25 protein-coding genes are annotated in these 25382 nt (G+C 33.2%); 3 read left to right on the forward strand and 22 right to left on the reverse strand.

Annotated elements, in window-relative coordinates; genetic code table 11:
* Positions 1 to 23: 23 nt before the first annotated feature.
* Positions 24 to 1601, reverse strand: coding sequence for a DUF4214 domain-containing protein (locus tag FI644_RS23585; protein ID WP_053475848.1), 1578 nt, complete (start codon positions 1599 to 1601; stop codon positions 24 to 26).
* Between the two features lie 35 nt (positions 1602 to 1636).
* On the reverse strand, positions 1637 to 2758 hold the full coding sequence (locus FI644_RS23590) for a glycosyltransferase family 4 protein (RefSeq protein ID WP_231690061.1): 1122 nt from the start codon (positions 2756 to 2758) through the stop codon (positions 1637 to 1639).
* 322 nt (positions 2759 to 3080) lie between these two features.
* Here FI644_RS23590 and FI644_RS23595 point away from each other — a divergent pair, with 322 nt between their 5' ends.
* Positions 3081 to 3683, forward strand: a complete 603-nt coding sequence (locus FI644_RS23595; RefSeq protein ID WP_053475847.1) for a class I SAM-dependent methyltransferase — start codon at positions 3081 to 3083, stop codon at positions 3681 to 3683.
* A gap of 114 nt (positions 3684 to 3797) precedes the next feature.
* Here the strand turns inward: FI644_RS23595 and gmd are convergent, their stop codons facing one another.
* The 7 genes from gmd to FI644_RS23630 all read right to left on the reverse strand — a co-directional run bounded on the left by gmd (position 3798) and on the right by FI644_RS23630 (position 10239).
* Positions 3798 to 4754: a GDP-mannose 4,6-dehydratase gene (gene gmd / locus FI644_RS23600; RefSeq protein WP_053475846.1), complete on the reverse strand. Its 957-nt coding sequence runs from the start codon at positions 4752 to 4754 to the stop codon at positions 3798 to 3800.
* A 52-nt stretch (positions 4755 to 4806) separates the two neighbouring features.
* Positions 4807 to 5847 (reverse strand): mannose-1-phosphate guanylyltransferase, encoded by a 1041-nt coding sequence (locus FI644_RS23605; protein WP_053475845.1) that lies wholly within the window; start codon positions 5845 to 5847, stop codon positions 4807 to 4809.
* 52 nt (positions 5848 to 5899) lie between these two features.
* Positions 5900 to 6847, reverse strand: coding sequence for a mannose-6-phosphate isomerase, class I (gene manA / locus FI644_RS23610; RefSeq protein ID WP_053475844.1), 948 nt, complete (start codon positions 6845 to 6847; stop codon positions 5900 to 5902).
* A gap of 284 nt (positions 6848 to 7131) precedes the next feature.
* Positions 7132 to 7797 (reverse strand): glycosyltransferase family protein, encoded by a 666-nt coding sequence (locus FI644_RS23615; RefSeq protein ID WP_053475843.1) that lies wholly within the window; start codon positions 7795 to 7797, stop codon positions 7132 to 7134.
* Between the two features lie 222 nt (positions 7798 to 8019).
* Complete coding sequence (locus FI644_RS23620; RefSeq protein WP_053475842.1) at positions 8020 to 8784, reverse strand: TylF/MycF family methyltransferase; 765 nt, start codon at positions 8782 to 8784, stop codon at positions 8020 to 8022.
* A gap of 50 nt (positions 8785 to 8834) precedes the next feature.
* Positions 8835 to 9521: a class I SAM-dependent methyltransferase gene (locus tag FI644_RS23625; protein ID WP_053475841.1), complete on the reverse strand. Its 687-nt coding sequence runs from the start codon at positions 9519 to 9521 to the stop codon at positions 8835 to 8837.
* A 49-nt stretch (positions 9522 to 9570) separates the two neighbouring features.
* Entirely contained in the window at positions 9571 to 10239 is a 669-nt protein-coding gene (locus FI644_RS23630) for a glycosyltransferase family protein (protein WP_053475840.1), read from the reverse strand.
* A gap of 481 nt (positions 10240 to 10720) precedes the next feature.
* On the opposite strand from FI644_RS23630, the gene FI644_RS23635 reads away from it, so the two are divergent.
* Positions 10721 to 11542 carry a glycosyltransferase family 2 protein gene (locus FI644_RS23635; protein WP_056684439.1) on the forward strand — a complete coding sequence of 274 codons (822 nt, stop codon included), beginning with the start codon at positions 10721 to 10723 and terminating at the stop codon, positions 11540 to 11542.
* 126 nt (positions 11543 to 11668) lie between these two features.
* A complete protein-coding gene (locus tag FI644_RS23640) occupies positions 11669 to 12322 on the forward strand; it encodes an O-methyltransferase (protein ID WP_053475838.1) in 654 nt (217 codons plus the stop codon).
* A gap of 78 nt (positions 12323 to 12400) precedes the next feature.
* Here FI644_RS23640 and FI644_RS23645 read toward each other — a convergent pair whose 3' ends face one another.
* From FI644_RS23645 to rfbD, 13 genes are all read right to left on the reverse strand, one after another.
* A complete protein-coding gene (locus tag FI644_RS23645) occupies positions 12401 to 14137 on the reverse strand; it encodes a LamG-like jellyroll fold domain-containing protein (protein WP_181758146.1) in 1737 nt (578 codons plus the stop codon).
* A gap of 68 nt (positions 14138 to 14205) precedes the next feature.
* Positions 14206 to 15099, reverse strand: coding sequence for a methyltransferase domain-containing protein (locus FI644_RS23650; RefSeq protein WP_142108886.1), 894 nt, complete (start codon positions 15097 to 15099; stop codon positions 14206 to 14208).
* A 78-nt stretch (positions 15100 to 15177) separates the two neighbouring features.
* A complete protein-coding gene (locus tag FI644_RS23655; RefSeq protein WP_053475835.1) occupies positions 15178 to 16170 on the reverse strand; it encodes a hypothetical protein in 993 nt (330 codons plus the stop codon).
* On the reverse strand, positions 16167 to 17210 hold the full coding sequence (locus FI644_RS23660; RefSeq protein ID WP_053475834.1) for an N-acetylneuraminate synthase family protein: 1044 nt from the start codon (positions 17208 to 17210) through the stop codon (positions 16167 to 16169). The genes FI644_RS23655 and FI644_RS23660 overlap by 4 nt, the downstream gene beginning before the upstream one ends.
* Positions 17211 to 17214: 4 nt before the next feature.
* On the reverse strand, positions 17215 to 17892 hold the full coding sequence (locus FI644_RS23665) for a class I SAM-dependent methyltransferase (RefSeq protein WP_053475833.1): 678 nt from the start codon (positions 17890 to 17892) through the stop codon (positions 17215 to 17217).
* 27 nt (positions 17893 to 17919) lie between these two features.
* Positions 17920 to 19116: an ATP-grasp domain-containing protein gene (locus FI644_RS23670; protein ID WP_053475832.1), complete on the reverse strand. Its 1197-nt coding sequence runs from the start codon at positions 19114 to 19116 to the stop codon at positions 17920 to 17922.
* 16 nt (positions 19117 to 19132) lie between these two features.
* Positions 19133 to 19861, reverse strand: a complete 729-nt coding sequence (locus FI644_RS23675) for a cytidylyltransferase domain-containing protein (RefSeq protein ID WP_053475831.1) — start codon at positions 19859 to 19861, stop codon at positions 19133 to 19135.
* A gap of 193 nt (positions 19862 to 20054) precedes the next feature.
* Positions 20055 to 21215: a UDP-4-amino-4,6-dideoxy-N-acetyl-beta-L-altrosamine transaminase gene (gene pseC / locus FI644_RS23680; RefSeq protein ID WP_053475830.1), complete on the reverse strand. Its 1161-nt coding sequence runs from the start codon at positions 21213 to 21215 to the stop codon at positions 20055 to 20057.
* Positions 21216 to 21285: 70 nt separating this feature from the next.
* On the reverse strand, positions 21286 to 22251 hold the full coding sequence (gene pseB, locus FI644_RS23685; RefSeq protein WP_053475829.1) for a UDP-N-acetylglucosamine 4,6-dehydratase (inverting): 966 nt from the start codon (positions 22249 to 22251) through the stop codon (positions 21286 to 21288).
* A gap of 471 nt (positions 22252 to 22722) precedes the next feature.
* On the reverse strand, positions 22723 to 22986 hold the full coding sequence (locus tag FI644_RS23690; protein WP_053475828.1) for a hypothetical protein: 264 nt from the start codon (positions 22984 to 22986) through the stop codon (positions 22723 to 22725).
* Positions 22987 to 23185: 199 nt separating this feature from the next.
* Positions 23186 to 23845, reverse strand: a complete 660-nt coding sequence (locus FI644_RS23695; protein WP_181758147.1) for an exosporium glycoprotein BclB-related protein — start codon at positions 23843 to 23845, stop codon at positions 23186 to 23188.
* Positions 23846 to 24082: 237 nt separating this feature from the next.
* Complete coding sequence (locus FI644_RS23700; protein WP_053475826.1) at positions 24083 to 24541, reverse strand: dTDP-4-dehydrorhamnose 3,5-epimerase family protein; 459 nt, start codon at positions 24539 to 24541, stop codon at positions 24083 to 24085.
* On the reverse strand, positions 24538 to 25380 hold the full coding sequence (gene rfbD, locus FI644_RS23705; protein WP_053475825.1) for a dTDP-4-dehydrorhamnose reductase: 843 nt from the start codon (positions 25378 to 25380) through the stop codon (positions 24538 to 24540). The genes FI644_RS23700 and rfbD overlap by 4 nt, the downstream gene beginning before the upstream one ends.
* Positions 25381 to 25382: the final 2 nt, after the last annotated feature.

Genomic DNA, 25382 nt, shown 5'->3' on the forward strand with positions numbered 1-25382 from the left:
TGATTTTTATTTCTATGGAGGATTTACTTAGTAAAAAGTGCAACGCATTCTGGAGATGTTAAAATCGATTCAATGACAGAAATCCTGCTGCCGCCATGTCTAAGAATATTTATAAAGCCATACATCCCTCCTTCATCAGGTTCACGAAACAGTAATTCTCGGTATAGGCATTTAACAAATACAGTATCATCGTATTCGTTAAATGTTCTAAAAACTTCTATAATCGTTCGATTGTATCTATTTAGAGTATTTAGCGGCTGGTTGAAATGCTGACCACATTCATCACTTTGCAAAATGGCCCCTATAATAGATATTTTGCTAACGCCAGAGAATAATAAATTTCGATAATGGTCCAATTCTAGCGGTTTTGGCTCCCGCATTAGTAATTCCTTAAATAAACCATTAATGTATTCAGAGGACTCACATCGAAATAACTGGTGGATTTTTTCCATTACTCTAAATTCGTTTTCATGATAGGAATTTATTTTATTTGTACCATCTTGAAACCTTCCGCCAGTCAATTGGTTTAAAGCAAATGATAAATCCATTGCAGCCTGATCATAGGTAAATGTTTGGTCAATGAAGATTTTTAATTTATTGCCTCGATCGGCTGCTTCTTTATTTTTTACAAAGATGTTTCTCATCCTTTGTTTCAAATGTTCAACAGAAGCTTCTGCCCATAACTGATCACTTCTATATCCGTGATAATGAGATTGTGGCTTTACTGGTACAAAATGATAAGGAATTAAATAACTATTTTCTTCATTAAGAAAGTCAAGATGACCTCCCCATGCTGTCGCAATGACCGGAAGACTCCTTTTGCCAGCTTCAAGCATTGGGTAGCCAATTCCTTCCCCTCGACTTGGAAGAACGAAAGCATTGCAATGATTATATAAACCTTCCATTTCGAATTCATTTCTAATGGACAAATCAATATAATATCTTCCAGGGTCTTTATATTTTCTGCTCTCCGCTGCGATCAGTTCTTCGATCTTTTGGTTATTGTGTGCTCCAGTTTTAATAATAAGCACTACATCTTCTTTTGATGAAAATTCTTCGAAATAGGCTTTGAGCAATAAATCATACCCTTTTCTTTCTATCCATGTGAATATGGATAAAAAACGAAATTGAGGAAGCTGATGAATGTAATATGGAACTTGACTAGAAAAAGAATGTAAGGTTTCTGGAGATAAACATGGTCTTATTTTAAATACTGGAACTTTTAAACCAGCTTGGCGCATGACCTGAACATTATGTTCACTTGAAACAAACACCGCATCCATTTCATTACACTTGCTTATCCAATGATCAGGAATTTTTGATGTTTCCCAATAAGTGAATCCAATCGTTAGTCCAGGCATCCGTTTCCATGAATCTGGAGTTTGATGTAAGATATATACTTGATTTCCATAAACATTTGGCTTCTCAATTAATTGTCTGAATAGATTGCTTTGACCTGGAGGCAGATTTAATTGATAACCATTGTTAATTAAATCCAGTTTTACATCGATTCCTTTTGAATGTAAGGCTAAAAGATATTCCCTAGCGGCTCTGCTATAACCCGAATGATCATAAACTGATCCTTTCCAGACAATTTGCATGATCACCTCTCCATTTTCCTTCATTCATAAAATGATTAAATTAGTATTTCTCGAAACCTGTCCATCATTCTCTCTGCACTTTTAGACCATGTGTAGCTTGATAAGACGGTAGCTTTTGCAAGCTGCCCCTTATATTCAGCTTCATTTTGATTCATATAGACATGTCTCATTAAAGATCTTAAGTGATCTTTATCTGGTTCAGCCCATGAAAGTTCGGTATTCCAGGCATGTAGCTTTTGATAGTCTTTCACATCAATAAGATAGCCATTTGTATGATTAATAAAATCAAGATGAGCTGACCAATTAGTGGTAATGACAGGAAGACCTGTTGCCATCGCTTCCATCACAGTCATATTCCAGCCTTCACCTCGTGTAGGCAGAACATAGCAATTCACACTGTTATATAACTGTACTATTTTCTCTTCATTCCAATCATCGGTTGTAGAAAAAAAGATAATTGAACTTCTATTTCTTCCAGCAATTTGATGAACAAATTGATTGACCCTCTCCTGCTGCTGACGAATCTCTTCTTGGCTGCTTGCGCGGATTTTAATAATTAAGCAAACATCCTCTTCTTCACTAAACTCTTCAACAAATGCTTGCAGCAATACATCGTATCCCTTGCGTGCATCCCACCCAGATGAACTCATAATTAAAAAGGAAAAACTGCGTTTACCGTTAATATTTAAAGGTGAAACTCCTGGCCGGTAGATGTTCGTGTTGACTCCCAACGGCATTACTTTAAGTTTTTGAGGCTGAACTCCACTATGAATAAAGGTATGATAATTAAACATGGATGGAACCCATATCTCATCCATTTGATTACAACTATGTTCCCACCCCATTGGAAGCCTATTGCATTCAAACATAGTCAAGCCAATGCTATAGTGATTTGGGTCCTTTTTTAAATAACTCGGAATAAAGTTATAAAAAACGAGATGGTTCTCCTGTATAGATCGATGAGAAAGACTTTTTAACAAAGACACTTCATTTGGATCTAGCGATATAGGTTCTCTCTCATTTACACAAGGTGTAAACCGAATATTTGCCCCTTGTTTAATCATTTCTAATATTAATGAGCGATTTAATTTTGCATAGCCTGTTGGTTCAAAAAAGGATCCAAAGTTATGAATGTTTACCTGATTACCGTTCAGCAAACTCAATCACCTCCTAAAATCTAACTATTTCTTTACATGTTATGTTCTGTCTAGGACAAGCGGAACAAGGTCAATTGCCTTTTTTCCAAAAAATTAAGACAGTCCGGTTAAATCTTCAAAAAATATACGATCATTCTTCTTATTATTTCCTAATAGCTTGTTCCATTTAAATTTTTCCAGCATATTCTACTATTACTAAGTACTCTAAAGCTTTGGTTAGAAACTTTAAAAATTCCATTCAAAGACTTTCATTTACTTACAATATCACTGCTTTCTTGTTTAGTTTAATGGAGAACACGTAAAAAAATTGGAGGTTTGGTATATGAGTGTTTTAGATAGAGACACTTTTTTTAAACTTTTTGGTAGGGGTACCTTTTATGGTGAGTTATCTATTTATTTAGGTTTAAATGATATCGAGCCAATATTAGCATTCGTACAAACTTTTCATTTAAAAACAATCATTGAAATTGGCATCCAACGTGGGGCGACTGCAAAAGCTATTTTAGATAATTGTCCTTCTATAGAAAGATATATCGGTATAGACCTTACACCACACTCTCAAACTACCTTGTCTATTCAACAAGAAGAAGTACCTCAAATTGCCGGAGAATTAGTTAAGGATTATCATCAAGTCGAGCTAATTTTAACACCAAATGGTACAAGAGATTTATCTCCCGGCCATCTCCCTGCAGCAGATTTAATATTAATTGACGGAGATCATTCTGCACAAGGTGTTATTTTAGATACCATATTAGCGCGACAAACGATTCGAAAAGGCGGAATTATTTGCTGGCACGATTATGGAAATTCATTAGTACCAGACGTAACAAAAGTAATAGATGATTTGAATACAATAGAAGGAAATCATATTTTTCTAATTGAAAATGGATTTTTATGTTTTCAAATTTGCAGGGACGGAAGATAGTTCTCCATTACAAGAAAATACGGTAGAGTAGCTGGGAAGGCTACTTTCTACCGTATTTTCTTTGTCATTTTTCAATTAATATCAGTTAAATATTCTTGTACATGTGAAAACTTGTCATTGATATTTTTCAAGATCCTTTTCTACCATCATTTTCACTAGCTGATCAAAACTTACCTCAGGTTCCCATTTTAGATTTTGTTTTGCCTTAGCTGGATCCCCTAACAATATATCTACTTCAGCAGGACGCATAAAACGAGGGTCTTGTAAGACATAATCCTGCCAATCTAACCCAACATGTTTAAAAGCAATCTCTACCAGCTCTTTAACAGTATGAGATTCACCAGTAGCAATAACAAAATCATCAGGCTCTTCTTGCTGCAGCATCAGCCACATAGCTTTCACATAATCTCCGGCAAACCCCCAATCTCGTTTGGCGTCTAAATTTCCTAAAAGGAGTTTTTCTTGAAGTCCAAGCTTTATTTTGGCTACCGCATCCGTCACTTTTCTCGTAACAAACTCAATTCCACGGCGTGGAGATTCATGATTAAACAAAATTCCAGAGCATGCATACATGTCATAGCTTTCACGGTAGTTTACCGTAATCCAATGACCATATACTTTTGCTACACCATATGGACTTCGGGGGTAAAAGGGGGTCTTTTCGGTTTGGGGGATTTCCATCACTTTACCAAACATCTCACTGCTTGAAGCTTGGTAAAAACGAGCATCCGGTTTAGATAAACGGATGGCCTCAAGCATATTTGTGACACCTAGTCCTGTAACCTCTCCAGTATAAATGGGCTGTCTCCAAGAATCTCCAACAAATGATTGTGCTGCTAAATTATAAACTTCATCTGGTTTGATTATCTGAACCGCTTCAGCCAAAGAAGTTATATCACGAAGGTCTCCTGAAAAAAATTCAATTTCATTTTGTATATGTTTGATATTTTCAAAATTGGGTGTAGCCGTTCTCCTTTTTAATCCGTAAACTTTATAGCCTTTATCTAAAAGCAGCTCAGCAAGGTACGAACCGTCTTGACCTGTAATTCCAGTGATTAATGCTTTTTTCAATTGTCAGTCCTCCCTATTATGCAATGGTATATCATATGAAAGAAATCTTTGTTCAATCAGTTTTCTGCGGATTTTCCCTCGTCATGTTTTCGTTATTTAGTATTTTTTTGATCATCTGTTCTTTAGATTTGTGACACACTATTATTCCTTCATTTGTTGAAGCGATAATAAGATCCTCTACCCCAATAAGAATAGTTTTCCGATCAGAATAGACGATGCAATTTTTTGATGAAGCTGACATTACATCACCATTTTGGTAATTATTATTTTGATCAGATGATTGGATACGTCCCAAAGAAGTCCATGATCCTATGTCATCCCAATCAAAATTTACTGGGACAGTGAACACATTCTCCGCCTTCTCCAAAATCGCATAATCAATGGACACCTTCGGTAATAAAGAATAGACTTCTTGTAATTTAGTTTGATTGTCATTGATGAGTTTCCACATCTCTGGCTGATGCTTGTAAAAGTTATAGGCTATAGTAGAAGGTTTCCAAATGAAAATGCCACTGTTCCAAAAAACATTCTCATTCAAAATCAATTCTTTCGCTTTTTTTAATTCCGGCTTTTCGATAAATTCTTCTACTAGATAGGCTGATGAAGAAAGCGGGGATATTTTATTTGCATTAATATAACCGTATCCTGTTTCTGGTCCAGTTGGACGGATACCTAGCGTAACGATAGAATCATCTCGCTCAGCTAATGTTTCTGCAAGTATAAGCGCATTTTGGAAGGCTAGCTCATTTCCAATATATTGATCAGACGGAGCCATGACGAGGACTTCATCGTCTTTTTGATTGAGAAAATGTAAAGCGGTCAAGGCAATACATGGTGCTGTATCACGTTGATCAGGCTCCAGAATAATTTGGGTTTTCTCTAATTCGGGCAATTGATCCTTTACTAAGGGCATGTACTTTTCAGTTGTAACAACAAACACCCTTTCAGCAGGAAGCCAATTTCTAAAACGCTGATATGTCTCTTGAAGCATTGATTGATTTGAAATTAAGTTCAGAAACTGTTTAGGTTTTTCTTCTGAACTTAATGGCCAAAAACGTGTTCCCTTCCCTCCCGCTAGAATAATTGCTTTCATATTTTTCAACACCTTTTCATATTTTAATAACTTTAAAACTTCTACTATTTAATTAAGGATGAGATACGATTGCTTCAAAATTACCATTTATCGTAAAACCCCCTATACCTGCTGGTAAAATAATGTGATCGCCTTTTTGAATGTTGTAGGTTACCCCATTTACTATTAATATTCCAGAGCCATAAATCATGCTGACTAATTGAAACGGCTGGTCTTGTACCATTTTTGCCTCTTCGTGAATTTCCCATTTATACACGGTGAAATCCCTTGTCTGAATAAAAGTGATAATCGTATTTTTATTTGGTTTTTTAACAATTGGTTCTATTTGACTCTTTATATTTGGAACTGTAATAACATCAAGGGCTTTTTCTAGATGAAGCTCACGACTTGTCCCATTTGTATCCTTTCGGTCATAATCATAGATCCGATAAGTAATATCAGAACTTTGCTGAGTTTCCAGTACTAAAATGCCATCACATAAGGCATGGATGGTTCCTGAAGGCACATAAAAAAAGTCACCAGGTTTCACAATAATTCGATTTAGCAACTGATCCCATAGACCGTTTTCCAAACTATATGCTAGTTCTTCTTTCGTTTTAGCTTTATGTCCAAGTATGATTTCGGCATTTTTTTTGCAATCAATAATATACCAGCATTCGTTTTTTCCAAGTTTCTCATTTTCATACTTTTCCGCATATTTGTCACCTGGATGTACTTGGACAGATAAATTTGCATTTGCATCAAGGATCTTTGTCAGAAGTGGAAAGACAGGAGACGTATAGTTTCCAAACATTTTACGGTTATTTTCCCATAGCTCACTAATAGTTCTCCCTTTATATGTTCCATTTTTTATTATACTGTGTCCGTTTGGATGCCCAGAAATCGCCCAGCATTCACCCGTTTTTTTTGAAGGAATTTGATAACCAAATTGGGTAAGTAAAGCAGCACCTCCCCAGATCCTTTCTTTAAAAACTGGATCTAAAAACAAGGGTTGAATCACGCGTTTCCCCCTTTCTCCCTAATTTTTTTCAATATACCTAATAATTAACTTGAATATTTTCGCTCGTTGTATGCCTTTACACAAAATGAGAAATATTTTTCGATAAAACGGGATAAATGTACGTAAAATTTTTAGGGGAAGTACAACTTTTAAGTATTATATGGGGTTATAACTGAAGTGTGTGGTTGACTACCTATTGCTTTAGGAAAACTAATAAATAAAAAATCTTCCCTTATCAATATGCAAAAAATTCTGCATATTCCTTTTCAGGGAAGTGTACAATCCTACACGTATTCCTTATAATGACAAACTAGGATTCTCCTATTTTCCTCATAACCATACATGTTCGGTTTTCGTGTATCATGCAGACACCAATGACTGATTTGTTTTGGAACGCCTATATCATAGCCTGCTTTCTCAAATTCCAAGCTTTGGGAGACATCATAAAAATGCCAACCTTTAAATAAATCTTCTCTCCATTCAAGGTCATATTGTGTAATCATGATTAAACCGTCAATAGCCCGTACCTTTTCATAATCTCCTTTTACATCAAGATGTGATAATAGACCTATTTTTCCTTCACCATCAAATGTATGATAAACAGATCCGTATACTTTAGGACTTTTCCACCATAATCCATTTGGTGTTGTGATTGCACCTACAACTCCAAGCATACCTAACTTAGGGTATTTCTCAAATATGGATATAATATCGAATATAAAATTTCTGTTTAAGATATACGTATCTTGATGAAGATACACTTTGTATTTGGCATCACTCTTTTTCATTCCTTGGTTGTAACCCGATGTCATGCTACTTGCTTGCTCAATCGAAATTGTTTCGATTTCATATCCATCTGGAACCAGCAAGGAATTTATATACTGTAATGCAGTTTTGTACTGCTTTAAATTATTTACACATGATATAAAGCATATTTTTTTTTTGTTCACCTAGGTCTCTCCTCTTTTTTAGATTTGAAATATTGTTTTTCAAAAATTATTAACCTCAAACCCCCCATGTCTAAAGTATGCTTTAAATTCAATAAGTTTAAAATGTGTCAAAAAAAGTGTCCTTGCGATACTTTTAGGACACCTTTTTCAATAATAGATAGCAAGAATTGAATTACACATGACTAATCTATATAATCAAACTTATTTATTAATACGTTTTCATCACCATTTTCTCCAATATACTGCGTGATTATCAATTGGTATAAGCGGTTCTTTTATGTTATGCGCATTACGAAAATCTTTAATTGCCGGCTCACAAGTTGGCAAAATATAATCATCAACGATAATAAAACCACCATATGAAACTTTATCGTATAAATTGGTCAAACTATCCATGGTAGATTCATAAAGATCTCCATCAAGTCGTAAGATTGCTAATTTTTCAATTGGAGCAGTAGGTAACGTATCCTTAAACCATCCTTTTAGAAATTGCACTGATTCGTCTAATAAGCCATATTTTCGAAAATTATTTTGTACTTCTTCTAAAGACACACGCAGGTAATCAAGTGTATGCAGTCCGAGTCCTCCTTTATCCTTCGGGTATTTCTTTTCATTTGGAACTGGCACTCCCTCAAATGAATCTGCCACCCACACCTTCCGATCATCAACTCCGTGAACTTTTAGGAAACCACGCATAAAAATACATGCCCCTCCGCGCCATACTCCTGTTTCGATAAAATCTCCTTCAATATTTTCTCTCAATACTGTCTCCATACACATTTGTAAATTATCCATACGCATTTTTCCAATCATACTATGAGCACATTTTGGCCAAATTTCTCCCATTCTATGTTTCTCAGGATTTACAGCAGAATCCTTATAAACTAAGCCTGAGTACAAATCCTCTTCGTGTTCCTGCCAAATCTCAAACAAAATTACCTTTTTTAATAATTCAAGATAACTCTCTATTCCTTGTTCTAATTTCATAAATATCCTCCTTGGAAATTAGGTAAAGTAACCATCTTTTGATTATTAAATCAAGAAAGTCCAGTATACTTACTTAACTTTTCATATCGCTTTTGTAATTCGGTAGCTCTTTGTATTATTTCATTGAACTTCTTACTATTCCCTTTAGGGAATAGTACACCTAATCCAAATGCATGTTTAAATTCAAAAGCAGGATAATCTTCCTTTAGCATATTCCATAATTTATAAACACCAAATTCATTATCATAAAATGAAATATCATGAAATAATATTACTCCATTATCCGAGAGTTTAGGTAGCCACGTTTGATAATCATGGCTGACTGCCTCAAAAGTGTGATATCCATCAATATGTAAAATATTGATGGATTGATCTTCAAACCTACTAACCGCCTCATCAAATGTAGTACGAACTAATTCAGCTATGCTGGAATAATAAAGATCAACAATATCCTTAACTGTAAGAAAAACATCTTCCCCATAAAGACCGCTGTGCTCGTCACCTTGCCAAGTATCGATTGCAAAACATTTGCTTGATAGTCCTTCATCCTTAAGTGCTTGGCAAAAGCTAAAGAACGATGCTCCGTAGTGAGTACCAAGTTCAACTATTTTTTTTGGTTTCATAAACCTAACTAAATCATAGGCAAAATTTCGATGGCCACTCCATGCTGAATTATCCTTTATAGAAATATGATAATTATCATATTCAAATAAAGGCTTATAATATATCCAATCCATTTATAATCCTCCCTATATTAAATCCTGAAAACAAACAAATTTGATATTGTTAATCAATGTAATAATTGTAATGTTGCGAAAATTTCTTCCAATTATCATCATAACCATTTAAATTTACAATTCCGCAATCATGAATACACCAAGGAGTGATTTGTTTCGGAACTCCTACATTATATCCAGCTTTCTGGAATTCCAAGCTTTGGGAAACATCATAAAAATGCCAGCCTGGAATTAGATCTTCTCTCCAAACAAGATCATATTGAGTGATCATTATTAATCCATCAATAGCACGAACTTTCTCATAATCCTTTTTTATAGAACGGCAAGATAATAACTCTATCTCCCCTTTACCTTTAGGAGTTTGATAGACGCTGCCATAAATACTCGGACTGTGATACCAAATTCCATTAGGGATTGTTTTTGCACCTATAACCCCTAGCATGCCCAATTTGGGATATTTTTCAAATAAGTAAATAATATGGTATATGAAGTTTGAATATAAAATATTTGTATCTTGATGAAGATACACTTTGTATTTTGCATCACTCCTTGCCATTCCCTGATTATATCCTGATGTAAGACTAACAGCATTTTCAATGGCAATCGTTTCAATTTCATAATCATCTGGTACCTTTAAAGAATGAATATATTGTATTGCTATGTCGTACTCTTCAAAATTATTAACACAAGAAATAAAGCTTATTTTTTTAGTATTCAATTTGTTTTCACCTAATTCTAATATTAATTACTCCCTTAATAAATTTTATTTCTTTTTCAAATTTCATAACTCATGTATTTAGCTTTTCAATAATTTATTCATAAATTTCCTTTTGGTTAATCTGATTTAAACTCTAAGGTTGTTGATTTTGCCCATTATTTTATAGTGTAATTAAACTTTAAATTACAGCAAAAGATTGACAATATTGACATTTATGGCGGAAATAAAGTAAGAATACCCTAAGGTTGAGGAATCTACAGCTACATAATCTTATTTTTAAGATACTGAATTTGTTCACTGTGAAAGGCGTTTATAAATTCTATTACATTAGTACATATTTGAAAAGCTACTAACAATTTCATAAATTTCACATATGATACAGAAGATATTTTAAGATGAAATAAGAAGAAACATTACCGAGAAATCTGCACCTATAATCAATTTTCTATGTCTTCTTAGTAAATTCCGAGGAGGAATTATATTGAAATATTCAATTATCATTAGATGTTATAATACTCTCCCCTTGATTAAGAAATGTATTGAAGCTGTACTCCAATCTACTGATGATAAAACAGAAATTATATTAATTAATAATCATCCACCTCAAAAATCGGCAATTGAGTATTTGCAAAATTTAAATCATCCACGAATCATTGTGCTGAACCCTGGAAAAAATATTGGGAATTTAGAAGGGTTTCATTTAGGAGCAAGACATGCCAATGGTGAGAATCTTGTCATACTTGATGATGATATTATTGTTCCAAATAATAATTGGATTCAAATTATGTCTCAGTCACTATCAGATTTTCCAAATTTAGCATATACAGCATTATTATGTTCACATATTCATTTGTATCTTTTATCTAATAAAGATCCCCATGATACAGTTATTCATAAACCGGAATATGTTTTTCAACTCACAAATAATGTCGTAATATTTGGATGTGTAATGCTTAAAAAGTCTTTCTGGGAGAAATACTTTTCCGACATAAAGCTCACTCACATAGCACTATATGATATTGATAGGTTGTATAAATTGAAAGCTGATGAAATTGGAATGAAAACAGGTTATATTATTTCACATATGGCAGATCACTTAGGTCGTACTCAAGAATCAGATCTTGTTTACTGTGCTTGGAAAATACTCTATGTTTTTGGACTGACTACAGAAGAATACGTAGATTGGAGAAAAAACAAAACTAAATTTACTATTGAGGAAGAAGAACTTCTTATAAACAATGAATACTCTGACCTTAATATTGCAGAACTAAAAACTCTAATTGCAAATTCTTCTTTTCAATAGTAAATCTAAAAGTTGCAGAATTAAGATTATATAAAACCTAATCATATATTAAGACAATAAACAAACAAATTATTATTATTACCTTTGCATAACCCAAAAAATCAATGACTAAAGGAAGGTTAGGAAATGGGGAAATTACTAAATTATTTCGAATCAAATAATGGTCGGTTAATAAATAAATGGACGCACTATTTCGAAATATACGAACGTCATTTTGAGCGTTTTGTTGGACAAAAAGTGAATATATTAGAAATAGGGGTTTATTATGGCGGTTCACTTCAAATGTGGAAACATTATTTTGGTGACAAAGCCACTATTTGGGGTCTAGACATTAATCCTCTTTGTAAATCATTTGAAGAGGATCAAATAAATATAATCATTGGTGATCAAGGTAGTAAGGATTTCTGGAACCAAATAAAACCTACATTACCAATCTTTGATATTATCATCGATGATGGTGGACATTTTATGTACCAGCAGAAGATTTCGTTTGAGGAAATGTACTCAGTTCTTTCCCCAAATGGGGTCTACCTTGTAGAAGATTTGCATACAAGTTACCTGGAAGAGTATGGTGGTGGATACAAAAACCCTGCTAGTTTTATTGAATATTCAAAGAACTTAATCGATAGTCTGAATGCCTCGTTTTCTAGAGATCCTCAATTATCAGTAAATTCATTCACTACAACTACTTGGTCAATGAGTTATTATGATAGTGTTTTAGTTATCGAAAAAAAGCCAAAGGAACAACTAATAAATAAAACGACAGGAACACAAAGTTAAAGTCCCCCAATTATTACCATACTGGGGGACTTGTTTCCTTTGCTTGATTTATATTGGCCTTTTTTAATAGTAAAAAAATCATATATTTTTAATTAACTGGTTATGAATATAATCAGCTATTCGATCAGAAGAACCGTCAATCTTGTAAAACAGATCGTTCAAATATTCATCTTGTTTTTCCATATATTCATTAAAATATTGGGGATCATCTTGCAATTTCTTGATTACAATTATTAATTCCTGAGGTGTTTTTACATAGTGAAACTTTAATAGTTTTTCTTCTATTATTGAATGACAAATTTTTATTACTGGTTTATTTAAGGCCGCTGCCTCGTAAATGGCGGTAGAATAATCTCCAACAACAATATTTGCCTGTTCTATTAAATCAATAATATTATCAAACTTTAAGATTTGTTCTGGTCTTATGATACCTTTTAGAAGATATTCTTGTAAGTAATCCGGAGGAGAGCCAGGATGCAGTTTAAATATTACTTCTATATTTCTTATTTGACTGATACCTTCAATGAACATTCTTTCATTTTCTTTCCTCACCTGATCCATTTTCGGAGAATAGGCAAATATATATAGAATTTTTAGTTTGGTATTTCCTGTTTCTTTTTTCTTAGATAATATTTTATTTTTTCCAAAGACATCTTTCCGAATTTGTTCTATTTTTGGATTCCCTATCACTATATTTGGTGGGGCGTTATCCATCTGATTTAAAAGTCGTTTATCCCAATCCCCCCATAAAAATACTAAGTCTGCACCATTATAATCATGAGCAATACTATTATACATTAAAACTCCGTGTTGAATTAAAACGACTTTGGGTTGAATATATAATGACTTAATAGCATTTATACAACCAGGGGCAGTAACAAAATGAATGCCATAAATACATTTAGGTCTTATTATGTTAAGAAGGATAGTCGAATAACTTCGATCAATTGCAACAGAGTAAGTTTTATAAAACGGATGTAATTCTGTATTTTTCAACAGAACTTGATAATACTCATTTGCACGTTGAGAGATATTAAATTTATCTTTGAATTGATCAAGATAGATAATATTAACTTTACTTGAAAGCATTGACAAATTAGGAGAATATTCGTTTTCTATCAGCATACTTACAGATAAACCCTTTTTGACTAGACTATTGGCAACAGGGAATAATAGATACTCAAGATCTTGACGATAATGACCAAACATAAACAAAACATCTGAAGTATTATCCATTATTTCAAAATACTCATTAATATATAACCCATATTCATTTTCAACTATTTTCCCATTCATTCCTGCCTTAATTTCTGTTTCTGTTCTTGCGTAAGACCAAACACGGAGATTACAAATTTCCCCTTTAAAATATCCGTATGCAAACCCACCAAAAATGCCTGAAGCATACAATATATTCATTGTACTTGTTAACCCTTTTTTTATAAAATTCCCATTGATAAATAGGTATGGCGTCTTTTCGTCATAAACTACCCCAATATGAGTCCAACCATCTATTAGCACAGGATGAACTAAGGTTGCAGGTAAATGAAATGCAGTATGTTCATAAATTGAAACCCCGTTTCTTCCAATTGATATTCCTATACCAGCTTGATTATCCAATTGTCCATGTCCAGGTGCAACAATATAGTTTTTTCCAATTAGACCAGAACCACCTGTTAGCGATTCTTCATCTATTTTATGTTCTGCGTAAGGCTTAACCCAGAATTCATAAGTAAAGGAATTATATAGATCAGTAAGCAATGGCTTTATAATTATTTGCTCTCCCCCATTAAAAGTTTTTAAACCAATTTGATCCATTCCCAACACCTCGTAACTTTTTATATATTTGGGCAAGACACTCCCTAATCTCATTTTTATTTTTTACCTTAATCTAAGAATTTTGTTGCAATAATAGCATTTTGTGGTAATAAACAAGGGATCTCATCTATAATAGGATATGCTAATAAACTATCTTGGGAGTAGTATGCATTAAATCTCCTGAAGATATCTGTTTTAGTAACTGGGCAACACAATGGATTAACAACCACTGGCTTATCCTTTCGTTTTCTTATAATCATAAGACCAGTAGGATTTAATGGATTTGAATTATTTCCAAACAACTTATGTTCAATAATATTAAAACCAAGTTTCTTTGCTGTTGAGTACAATTTTGTTATATAACCATTTTCCAACATTCTCTGTCTAGATTTTACATCTGCAAATTCATAGGAAGGTTCTAACAAGATCAAAAATTTATTTGTAATTCGATAGAGTTCTCTTAAAGCCTCTTCTTCCCTTCCACCATTAGGTTCAATTGAATGTGATGTATAAACAATATCTATTGAATCATCTTTTAATGGAGTATTAAATAAATCACCAGTAAACAATTTTACATTATCTAAATTTAAACTATTAACAAAACTATTTGCATATTTAATTCTTGACCAAGAAATATCGAATCCATAACATTTTTCGGGCCTTGAATTTAAGCCTGAAATAGTTGGACATAGTGTAGTAGCTTCTCCTACTCCTACTTCTAGTATTGATTTGCATTCACCTAAGTCATTAATAATACTTGCTAATTTGCGGCCATATACTTCAAAATCTTGTGGTCTTTTCTTGTATTCTTCAATATATGTCCCTGCTTGAAAATCATAGCTAATCAATATATCTTCTAGTGAATTTATTTTTCGCTTATCTAAGTGCTTTAAATATTTTATTATATTTTCGTTATTAATATATATTTCTTTAATTTTATTTAGATATCCCAGTTTATCCATAGATCAATCAACACCTGACTTTTTTAGGGAATTGTCATTTCAAAAAACTAAAGTCTTGTTCCTTAACTAACTCTTTTTTTAGTTCATCAATATTCCTTTTATTAAATTCACGATTCGTTCTGTTCCTTTACCATCTATTTCATACCATCCACTCTTAGCAATATCATTAAGTAAGGGTATATTATTTAGGTTAGAAACTAAATTACCAAAAACTTCTTCCCCATTTCCTAGTGACTTAAGTAATCCTTTTTTTTCTAACTCTTTTACATAGTAAGACATATGAGCCCATTCTATTGCTAACACTGGTTTGCCAAGATACATCGCTTCATAAGAAGTAAGACCTCCTAGGGTTACAACAACATCTACATTCACTAAATATTCAGGTAAATAAGGGTTGTCTAATATAATAATATTTCTATTTAAATAATTATTCATTAATCTTTTCCTTCTATTATTGTTAAATCCAGGTCCGCATACTACGTAAAAAGTATAGGCTAAATAGTTATTATTAAAAAAATTAATAAATTTTTCAGTATATCCAGAAGGGTCTGAGCCTCCTAATACAATCATTACTTTCTTAATATTTTTTATTTTAATAAAATGCTGAGGTCGATAAATGATTAGATCATTTCTAATAATTTGATATGTTGATCCTGTATATTTTTTAATCTGTTTATTTTTAACTTCTACAAAGTTATCTCCATTAATAAATATATCCGGACAAAAACGATCTACATTTACATCGTTTAATTGAATAATAACTTCAGCACCAACCATTTCGTAGCTAACACGATCATGTTCGTTTAACTCGATGATATCAGTAATAAGAATATTATTGTTCTTGGCTTTCTTTTGAAAAAGCACTTGAATCCATTCAAGTGCTTTTTCACGATCTTCCACATAGTATATTTTGCCTTCTTCAAATGCAAATACGGTTGCAAGCTTTTGTTTTCCTTCACAAATAATCACTATATTATTAATAGTAGTTCCAAGATGTTTTCCTATGCTAAAACATCGACTTAGATTTCCCATACCAATTTTTTCATTAGCGGCCACATGAAAGACTATCACTTAAAGTACTCCCACTTCAGTACAGTATTTTTTGGTAAGCTTTTATTAATTTTTAAACCGATAATTTTATCTCTATCGAAAGGAGATATTCCCCACCCTGGTCTTGTAAATTTAATATCTTCTTTTCGAATGATATCTCCATAGTTCAAATCTTTATTTAAAACAATTGAGCGAATAGAGGTTTGTCGTTCATTCTCTTCTGAAGGCATCACTCTTTTCCTAGGACTCCCCAATGCCAATTCTATATTCCTAATTTCATTAACGAGTAACTTCATCTCCAATGGATCTAAGCTAAACCAATGGTCTGGTCCATCTAATTGTTTATTAAGTGTAAAATGCTTTTCTATCACTCTAGCACCTAAAACAACAGCACCAATTGCAGATGTTATTCCCAAAGAATGATCTGAAAACCCTACGATACACTCTGGATACATTGCTTTTGTACTTTTGATTACTCTTAAGTTCATCTCTTCCATGGGTGATGGGTATTGTGAAACACAATGCATAATAACAAGATCTTTACACCCGTTGTTTAATAAAGTGTTAATAGCAATATCCGCTTCTGATAAAGAGCATTTTCCAAGTGATAGCATCACTGGTTTATTCATCTTTGCCAGTAAAGTTAACATTTCAAGATAATTCACATCGGAAGCTGCTACTTTAAAGCACGGAACTTTCAATTCATTTAAAAACCGAACTCCATCTAAACTAAATGGCGTAGAAAATGGTATCACACCTAAGCTTTTGGCATAATTAAATAAATCTAGATGCCATTGGCGCTTTAGCGAAAGTCGATTAAACATGTCGCCAATTTTTTCAGATTTTAAGGCAGGTGATTTCCCCCAAGAAACAATACGTTCATGGTCAGAAAGCAGTTCATCAGCTGTGTAGGTTTGAAACTTTACGGCATCAACACCAGCTTCAGCTGCTGCCCGAATAGACCTTTTTGCTAATTCAAAATCACCATTATGATTTGCCCCTATTTCTGCAACAATAAATGTTGGATCATCATACCCAATACTCCTATTAGATATATACATCCGATCACTTCCTTACAGTAAATACCCACCAACTGTGTTTCTCACTCAAATTATTCTTCCAATAATCGTCTCTTTCAATATTTTCTACAGTAAAACCAACTTTAGTTAAAAGCATTTCAGCTTGTTCTTTTGATAAAAATGTATAAAGCATATTTTGATAAACAGGAACAGAATTACCTAAATGATAAGTTTCTTCACTGATTTTTCTACCTTTACCGAAAAGAAAATCTTCAGTTGTTCTAAAATTGACAATCATTTTTCCATTTGGTTTCAATAATTGATACATCGTTTTTAAATCATTAAACATTTGATCATACTTCCTAAGAAAAACAACTCCAAAAAGGAGAATCACATCAAAAAATTCATTAAAAAATGAGTTTTCTTCTATACTTTCTAATTTAAGTCCCTTCAACTTTTCATGATGGCCTAAGACAGAATTAGCAATTTGAAAACTTTCCTTACTATAATCGATCCCATACGTATTAAATCCATAATCTAATAGCAGTTTCAAATGCCTACCCGAACCAAACCCTACATCTAGAGCATTCTTAACATGGTTATGATCTATATCTTTAAAATTCCTAGCCAAAAAAGAAACGATTCTTTCATTTGGATATAACATTTGGTGCTTTAAAATTGATTTTCCCCATGCCTGTTTATTTAAATCGTCAAAATTTGTCATCTTTTTGTACTCCTCGTTTACTAATATTTACTCTATAATAAATTTAGAAAAAATATTTTCTGCTATGCCCTCACAATTCTTAAAATCGTCACCACAAACAATAAAATAACCCCTATTCACAATGTCTTTCCCTTGTTTTACAACATGAATAAACTCATTTACTCTCAATTGACAATCATAATAAAGAACTTTCTGAACATTAAAATCTTTATCTTTTTGGGGGATTACTTTAACTATTCCTGGTTTTAAATCAAAAAAACAGATCATGTACACTTTATTAACTTTAATATTAGGACAATATAACGCTTTCCCCATTAAATATGCAATAAAATTAGAAATTGGATTAAACCCTATAACATGTGGAATAAAATGAGTCATTAAGTTTAATCCAGCAGGTCTCCCAGAACTTTCGATAACAAAAATCCCATCATTATTAATAATAATATCAGCGTGAAATAAACAGTTGTTGGCCTGAATTAAGGTAGTTAATTGTTGGAGGATTAATATAATACTTTGTTCTAATGGAGGATGTATTCTTGCAGGAGCTAAATAGCCTATTTCTTGTCTAAAAGGGAGATTAGTTAAAATTTTTTCACGGATTAACAGTAATTCAAATTTTCCATTTACAATTCTTCCATCAATTCCATATTCAGTCCCTTCTATAAATGATTCAATTAAAGTAGCTTCATCCTTAAGTAAAGTAGAATGATGAAATTCGAGTAATTGGTCCAATTCTTCATTTGAACGTATTACTCCGACTCCTCTGCTACCTGAACCAATAGAAGGTTTTATAACACACGGGTAACCAATAATATTTATTTTTCTTTTTAATTCATGTATTTTACTTTTGCTTTCTTTCAAAATAATTTGTTTAGGCCGAGGTAAATTTAACACTTCCAAACATCTATAAAACTCTGATTTATGAACAAATGATATTGCTGCAGTCTCTGATATTCCCTTTAGATTCAGTTCATCGTTTACTTTTCCAATCGTAATTAGCGACCCGCCGATTGGTACAGGTAACACAAATTTTATCTGATGTTTTCTAGCTACTTTAATAATATCGTTGACTTCTTTTAAATCAATATTATAAGTAACATCACAATATGCAAAACCTGGTGCGTCTTTGTCACCATCAATACCTATTACGATTAAGCCCATTCTTTTAGCTTCTTGAATACTAAAAATTTGTTCTTTTCCAGCTCCAATGGACAGGACTTTCATCTTTTCAACCCCATAATTACATTTTATTAACAGGTTTTTGTTTAATGTGCTTGTTAATACTTGCGATATCTGGATTCTGAATTAAAAAACGGATTACTTCGTAGCTGGAAACTAAAGGGTTTTGGAATTTTTGAGCGATCCGCTCACAAAGCTGATAATCTTCTTGCGTATCTAAAGTAATTCTTAATTCTGGATACTGTAAATTTTCATCTATAACATAATTTTTCCAGTTGAATTTATTAGTAAATTCATAAGCATATAGTGTAACATGTTCCCTATGTCTATTTTCTTTTCCGATATCATAAATATTTTGTAAAGCTTTACTTGAAATTAATTCGATGTTTAATCCTCGTGGAACTTTTCCGACAATATTCACAATATCGCATTTACTACTTTGCACTAATTTCACAATCCTACTTGCCGTCTCGTAGTCTACAAAGGGGCAGTCTGCTGTTACCCTAATAATATATTCAGCGGGATACTTCTTTATACAATCAATAAATCTGCTTAAAACATCATTTTCAGATCCTCTGAAACACAAAGTTTGGTTCTTCAAACACCACTTTTCAATTTCATCATCTTTTTCTGTATTTGATGTTGCAACTATTATATTTTGGATACCTTCTATCTGTTTACACCGAGCTACCACATACTCCAAAACAGAATGCTCTCCCAATCTCATTAAAACTTTACCTGGTAATCTTTCTGAGCCAACCCTAGCTTGTATAATAACATTAATCCCCAATTATTGTTCCTCCGTATCAACTTTCGAGATTAATTGATTATTACAAAATTTATCAATTAAAAGGTATTCTTTAACAGATATATTAATTATATTCCTAATCTCTATTACTTCCTGGCCTTTTTTCTTAATTATCCTCGTTAATTAAGGTTCACCAAAACAATTAACTTTATATTTTTCAATTCATAGATTTAATTTATAATATAACCTTTTTAACCGCTTTAATGACGTCTTTAACATCTTCCCTTGTCATAGAAGAAAACAAAGGTAAAGTAATAAAACGTTGATAAAGCTTTTCTGAAATCGGACATATTCCTTGTTTATAACCTAATTGTTTATAATAAGGGTGATAATATACAGGAATGTAATGCAAATTTACTCCAATATTTTCTTTAATTAATTCATTAAAAATATCATTTCTTCCTTTTTCTAATTTTTCTAAGTTAAGGCTTAAAATATATAAATGCCAACTTGATTCTCTTTGTTCCTTCTGAAAGGGGATATTGACTTGTTCCATATCCCTAAAAGCCTCATTATACATAGAAACATAAGTTTTTCTTTGATTGATTAACACACCTATTTTTTTTAATTGACTTATGCCAAGCGCAGCCTGAATATCAGTCATTCGATAGTTATAACCTAAAAAGTGCATTTCATAATACCAAGAACCCTCATTATTATATAGCAAATCTGGATTTCGAGTGATCCCATGACTTCTAAATTGAATTAACTTATCATAATAAACTTTTTTATTAGTTGTTATTACCCCCCCTTCACCAGTTGTAATATGTTTTACTGGATGAAAACTAAACATTGTCATATCACTAATTGAACCTATTTTTCTGCCATTATATACAGCGCCTAATGCATGTGCGGCATCTTCGATAACTACTAAGTTATATTTTTTTGCTATACGCAAAATTTCGTCTAAATCTACTGGTTGACCTGTAAAGTCAACAGGGATGATTGCTTTTGTTTTCTCAGTAACTAAATGTTCAACTTTAGCAGGGTTAATATTATAGGTAAGCTCATCTATATCCGCAAAAACAGGCTTCCCATCCTGATACAATATACAGTTAGCACTTGCAGCAAACGTCATCGGCGTTGTTATTACTTCATCACCTTCCGCTATTTCTGCTGCAAAACATGCACCATGGAGAGCTGCAGTCCCACTTGAAAATGTTACTGCATATTTTACTCCGACATAATCTGCAATTTTCCTTTCAAACTCTTGAACAGTAGGACCTGTAGTTAAGTAGTCATTTTTTAGAACTTTAAGCACTGCTTCAATATCATCATTATCAATCGATTGACTTGCATAAGGAAGGTAGGTAGGTCTAACTGGTTTATGATTCAATTAATAAACTCCCTTCCATAAAAAAATATATTTCCTAGATTAATAAATTGTTATTATTAAATGACTTATCCTATTCATAAACTAATTTTTTCAACTCATCAATAGTTAACCAGTTTTCATTTCTATTACTTGTATAGCTAAAGCCTTCTGGAATTATATTCCCCTCCATTGTCCCCTTGTTCTCCCACCATGTGAATTCTGGTTGAATGATATAGAAATCTTTATTCTCTATAGTATGTCGAGCATCATCTTCCGTAATCATTACCTCATGAAGCTTCTCTCCCGGGCGAACCCCAATAATCTCGATAGTACAATCAGGGGCAATTGCTTTTGCCAAATCAGTAATTTTCATACTTGGAATTTTTGGAACAAATATTTCTCCACCCTTCATTCGACTAATATTATCAAGTACAAACTGAACACCTTGATCTAGTGTTATCCAAAACCTAGTCATACGTTCATCCGTTATTGGGATTTTTCCCGTTTTTTTCATCTTTAAAAAATATGGAATTACACTTCCTCTACTCCCCACTACGTTTCCATAACGGACGACTGAAAATCTAAGATCCTTGTTTCCAACATAAGAATTGGCAGCAATAAATAACTTATCTGAAGCCAATTTTGTTGCGCCATATAAATTAATTGGACTAACCGCTTTATCTGTACTCAAAGCGATAACACGTTTAACATTACAATCAATTGCAGCTTCAATTACATTCTGTGCGCCATGAATGTTTGTTTTGACTGCCTCAAATGGATTATATTCACATGAACCAACATGTTTTAATGCAGCAGCATGAATAACTATGTCTACTCCACTAAATGCTCGAATTAACCTTTCTTTATCTCTAACATCCCCTAGAAAATAACGAATTCTCTTATCTGTATAAATATTTGCCATTTCATATTGCTTTAATTCATCTCTGCTTAGCACAATCACTTTTTTTATATTTTCCTTTAAAACCCTAGCTACAAACTTCTTCCCAAATGAACCTGTTCCACCTGTTACTAAAATTGTTTTTCCAGACAAATTCATTTGTACACACAACCTTTTTCTAAAGTCAATTTCCCATGAAGGCTATTAAATAAATATGCCAGTTACGAAAAATCGGTGAACAAATATTTACTATTTATTAAGATTCTAATTAATAGTCTTAATCTATTTCCATTCTTGTATGTTTGTCCAATAGCTTATGTTTGAATCTTAAATTCCTTTCAATGAAATTTCTAAGGGTAATAAATAATATTGAGGTATTATATGAGAATAAAACTTTAGGTGTATAGATGAATACCTAGGGATCAAAATAATCTATTTTAATAATCGGACAGGCTGAAAACATTGAAAAGACCGAGCATAAAATATGCCCGATCCTACTTTGTGACACATAATAAATTGACATTAAAAAATCATGAATTCTATTTTTTTAAATGAGCAAGAAACGTTTGTTTTTATCCTTTATAGCAAACTTCGATTCTTGAAATACTTCATTCTGATTAATAGGTATATTCATTTTAACTCAATATTAACTTCCTTATTATAACAGCAAAACTTAAACTTCCCGCCTTTCCCGCATGGGCAAGGATCGTATAATCTATCCTTCATTTTAACTTTTAACGCCTTTTTCAACTGTGAAATGTCAACGTAGGGTTTTATTTTAATGATGGAATATATTCCATAATCGTTACATATTTTAGCAACCTGAGCAAGCTGAAGCTCATTAACAACATAACAGACAATTTGCCTTTCTTTAGGCGGGTTTCTATTTGTCATTTTTACGTCCTCCCTCAAATGAATCCCCTTCTCTTCATCTAAGATTATTTTTCCTGTGATATCTTTTCATCATCAAATATATTCAACATCTGCCCATTTTATTTATTTTTTAGCAGCCATTATTTTAAGCTCAAATGAATACAGAACAAAAAACCGTAGATTCGCATCTACGGAAAATGAAAAAACATTATGGAACAAGTTAATTGATGGCAACTCCTGCACTTGCGTATCCTGCAAAAGTTACAGCAATTGGTATACCGCCGGTTGCTAGTGCACTAAATACCATTAATAAGCGTTCTCCTTGTACAACTGGAATAGCCAAGCCAGGAGTATTTCCTGCGGTAGTATTACCTAAGACAATGGCACCACTGAGAGCAGGATCTAGTGTAACGATGGCTCCAGGAATTGGATTAAAGACATTGCTTAGCGGGGAATCTGATCGATATAGCTGTGCTCTAATCGTTACTGTAGAAGCTCCAAGGTCAACACCTAAAAAAACACTAAAAAATGCTGACATAGATGTAATGATCCCAGCTCGTGGCACGGAAAATGCCAAGTTCTGAAGTGTTCCTCCAGCACCTGTAAGATCTATTGGTCCTCCTAAAACACTTAGTGTTGTACCTGAAGATCCAAACCCGATTAGGCCTTGAGTAGAAGCTACACCGCCTAGAACCGTAGATAGTGAAACTGGAAGACCTGATGCAAATGGGAGAATTGCGCCAGCTCCAGGGATTCCTGGTGTTCCTGGTATTCCAGCTGGTCCTGGTGCTCCAGTAGGCCCCGGTGGTCCTGGTGGTCCTTGCATTCCGCGTAACCCTCTTGCTCCTCCATTTCCTATTACTCCTGGTATTTTTTGCATCGCGCAAACACAAGGATTACAAAAACAACTACAATTGTTTGTGTGAAAATTTGACATAAATTCACATCCTTTCATGAGGTATTAAATTATATTCATTTAATGTTAATTCTCTTGTATGCTTGTCTGTATTTAAAAAAATGTTACTTCCTATTTTCTGAAAAAAGGAAACAGAAAAAAGCCAATGGTGATTGTTGCCAAAAATTATCACCATTGACAGGCAATGCATCAAATTAATTATTAACGAAATTTCGTGTCCCAGTTAAAGCCAATGGATGGATCATTCCACTCGATTCTTTTCTCATCAGGGTTCTTGCTATCGTATGATTTGGTTGTAAAGTAGATAATGGTTGCAGGCTTTTCGCCTAAAACTCGGTATCCGTGTGCGATTCCTTTAGGGATCAGGAGCATGATTGGATTTTCTTCTCCTAAATAATAAACATCTGTTTTTCCTTTTGTAGACGAGCTATCTCTCAAATCATGTAGAACAACTTGGGCATTGCCTGAAGGAAAAAACCATAAATCATCTTGCTTTTCGTGATAGTGAAAGGCTTTAATGACACCTGGATAGCTCATAGACCAAGAAGCCTGCCCGAACCTCGACAATAAATCAGGTTCATCATCACGAACAAGCTCAGCGAAAAATCCCCGGTCATCACAATGTTTGACAAGCTTTTTTATCTTCACTCCTTCAATCACTGACTAGTCTCCTTTCGAATAAATTCTTTTAGAGCTTCTTTCCACAGTCTAGGACGCGCAATTTCTTCTCTCAGCAAAGCTTGATGACTGAATACCGAAAATTGCGGCCTCGGGGCAAGAGCTTTATATTCGCCTGTTGTAATAGGAAGAACTAAGTCGGGATTAACCCCTGCTTCCTCAAAAATAGCCCTTGCAAATTCATTCCATGTACACGAGCCTGAATTGCTTATATGGTAAATTCCATTTTTTTTATCCATTAATTGAATAATCATTTCAGTGAGGTCATTCACATAGGTTGGTGATCCTAACTGGTCATTAACAACCTTAATTTCCTTCCCTTTCTTAGAAAGGTTTAACATTGTCTTAACAAAATTATTCCCCCCATGCCCGTAAAGCCAGGATGTGCGAATAATTGTTGAATGATAGCAATGACGTGTTAATTGCTCGCCCAGCCACTTGCTCAGACCATATATGGATTGAGGGTTCGGCTCATCTTCTTCGGTATAAGGCTTGTTTTTCTTTCCGTCGAACACATAATCTGAACTAATATAAAACAGTCGAGCCTGAATTTTATTGGCTGCATGTGCGATATATTGTGTGCCGAGAGCATTAACTTCCATTGCTTTTTTTGGTTCAATTTCGCATTGATCTACAGCTGTAAAAGCAGCAGCATGAATGATTAATTGCGGTTTATAATGAGATATTAAGTGATCAACTTGAATTTTGTTTGTAATATCCAAATCCTTTTTTCCTAAGCCAATGACAGAATGGGATGTGCATAATTGTTTCTCTAATTCTTTTCCTAATTGTCCATGAGCTCCAGTTATTAAAATATTCAATT

Source organism: Cytobacillus solani (assembly GCF_006704205.1).
Lineage (GTDB): Bacteria > Bacillota > Bacilli > Bacillales > Cytobacillaceae > Cytobacillus > Cytobacillus solani.

Excerpts from the sequence above, each read along its gene's own strand:
- FI644_RS23585 (WP_053475848.1), bottom strand. The coding sequence starts at position 1,601 with ATGCAAATTGTCTGGAAAGGATCAGTTTATGATCATTCGGGTTATAGC.
- FI644_RS23595 (WP_053475847.1), top strand. The coding sequence starts at position 3,081 with ATGAGTGTTTTAGATAGAGACACTTTTTTTAAACTTTTTGGTAGGGGT.
- FI644_RS23605 (WP_053475845.1), bottom strand. The coding sequence starts at position 5,847 with ATGAAAGCAATTATTCTAGCGGGAGGGAAGGGAACACGTTTTTGGCCA.
- FI644_RS23620 (WP_053475842.1), bottom strand. The coding sequence starts at position 8,784 with ATGAAATTAGAACAAGGAATAGAGAGTTATCTTGAATTATTAAAAAAG.
- FI644_RS23625 (WP_053475841.1), bottom strand. The coding sequence starts at position 9,521 with ATGGATTGGATATATTATAAGCCTTTATTTGAATATGATAATTATCAT.
- FI644_RS23640 (WP_053475838.1), top strand. The coding sequence starts at position 11,669 with ATGGGGAAATTACTAAATTATTTCGAATCAAATAATGGTCGGTTAATA.
- FI644_RS23645 (WP_181758146.1), bottom strand. The coding sequence starts at position 14,137 with ATGGATCAAATTGGTTTAAAAACTTTTAATGGGGGAGAGCAAATAATT.
- FI644_RS23650 (WP_142108886.1), bottom strand. The coding sequence starts at position 15,099 with ATGGATAAACTGGGATATCTAAATAAAATTAAAGAAATATATATTAAT.
- FI644_RS23660 (WP_053475834.1), bottom strand. The coding sequence starts at position 17,210 with ATGTATATATCTAATAGGAGTATTGGGTATGATGATCCAACATTTATT.
- FI644_RS23665 (WP_053475833.1), bottom strand. The coding sequence starts at position 17,892 with ATGACAAATTTTGACGATTTAAATAAACAGGCATGGGGAAAATCAATT.
- FI644_RS23670 (WP_053475832.1), bottom strand. The coding sequence starts at position 19,116 with ATGAAAGTCCTGTCCATTGGAGCTGGAAAAGAACAAATTTTTAGTATT.
- pseB (WP_053475829.1), bottom strand. The coding sequence starts at position 22,251 with ATGAATTTGTCTGGAAAAACAATTTTAGTAACAGGTGGAACAGGTTCA.
- FI644_RS23690 (WP_053475828.1), bottom strand. The coding sequence starts at position 22,986 with ATGACAAATAGAAACCCGCCTAAAGAAAGGCAAATTGTCTGTTATGTT.
- FI644_RS23695 (WP_181758147.1), bottom strand. The coding sequence starts at position 23,845 with ATGCAAAAAATACCAGGAGTAATAGGAAATGGAGGAGCAAGAGGGTTA.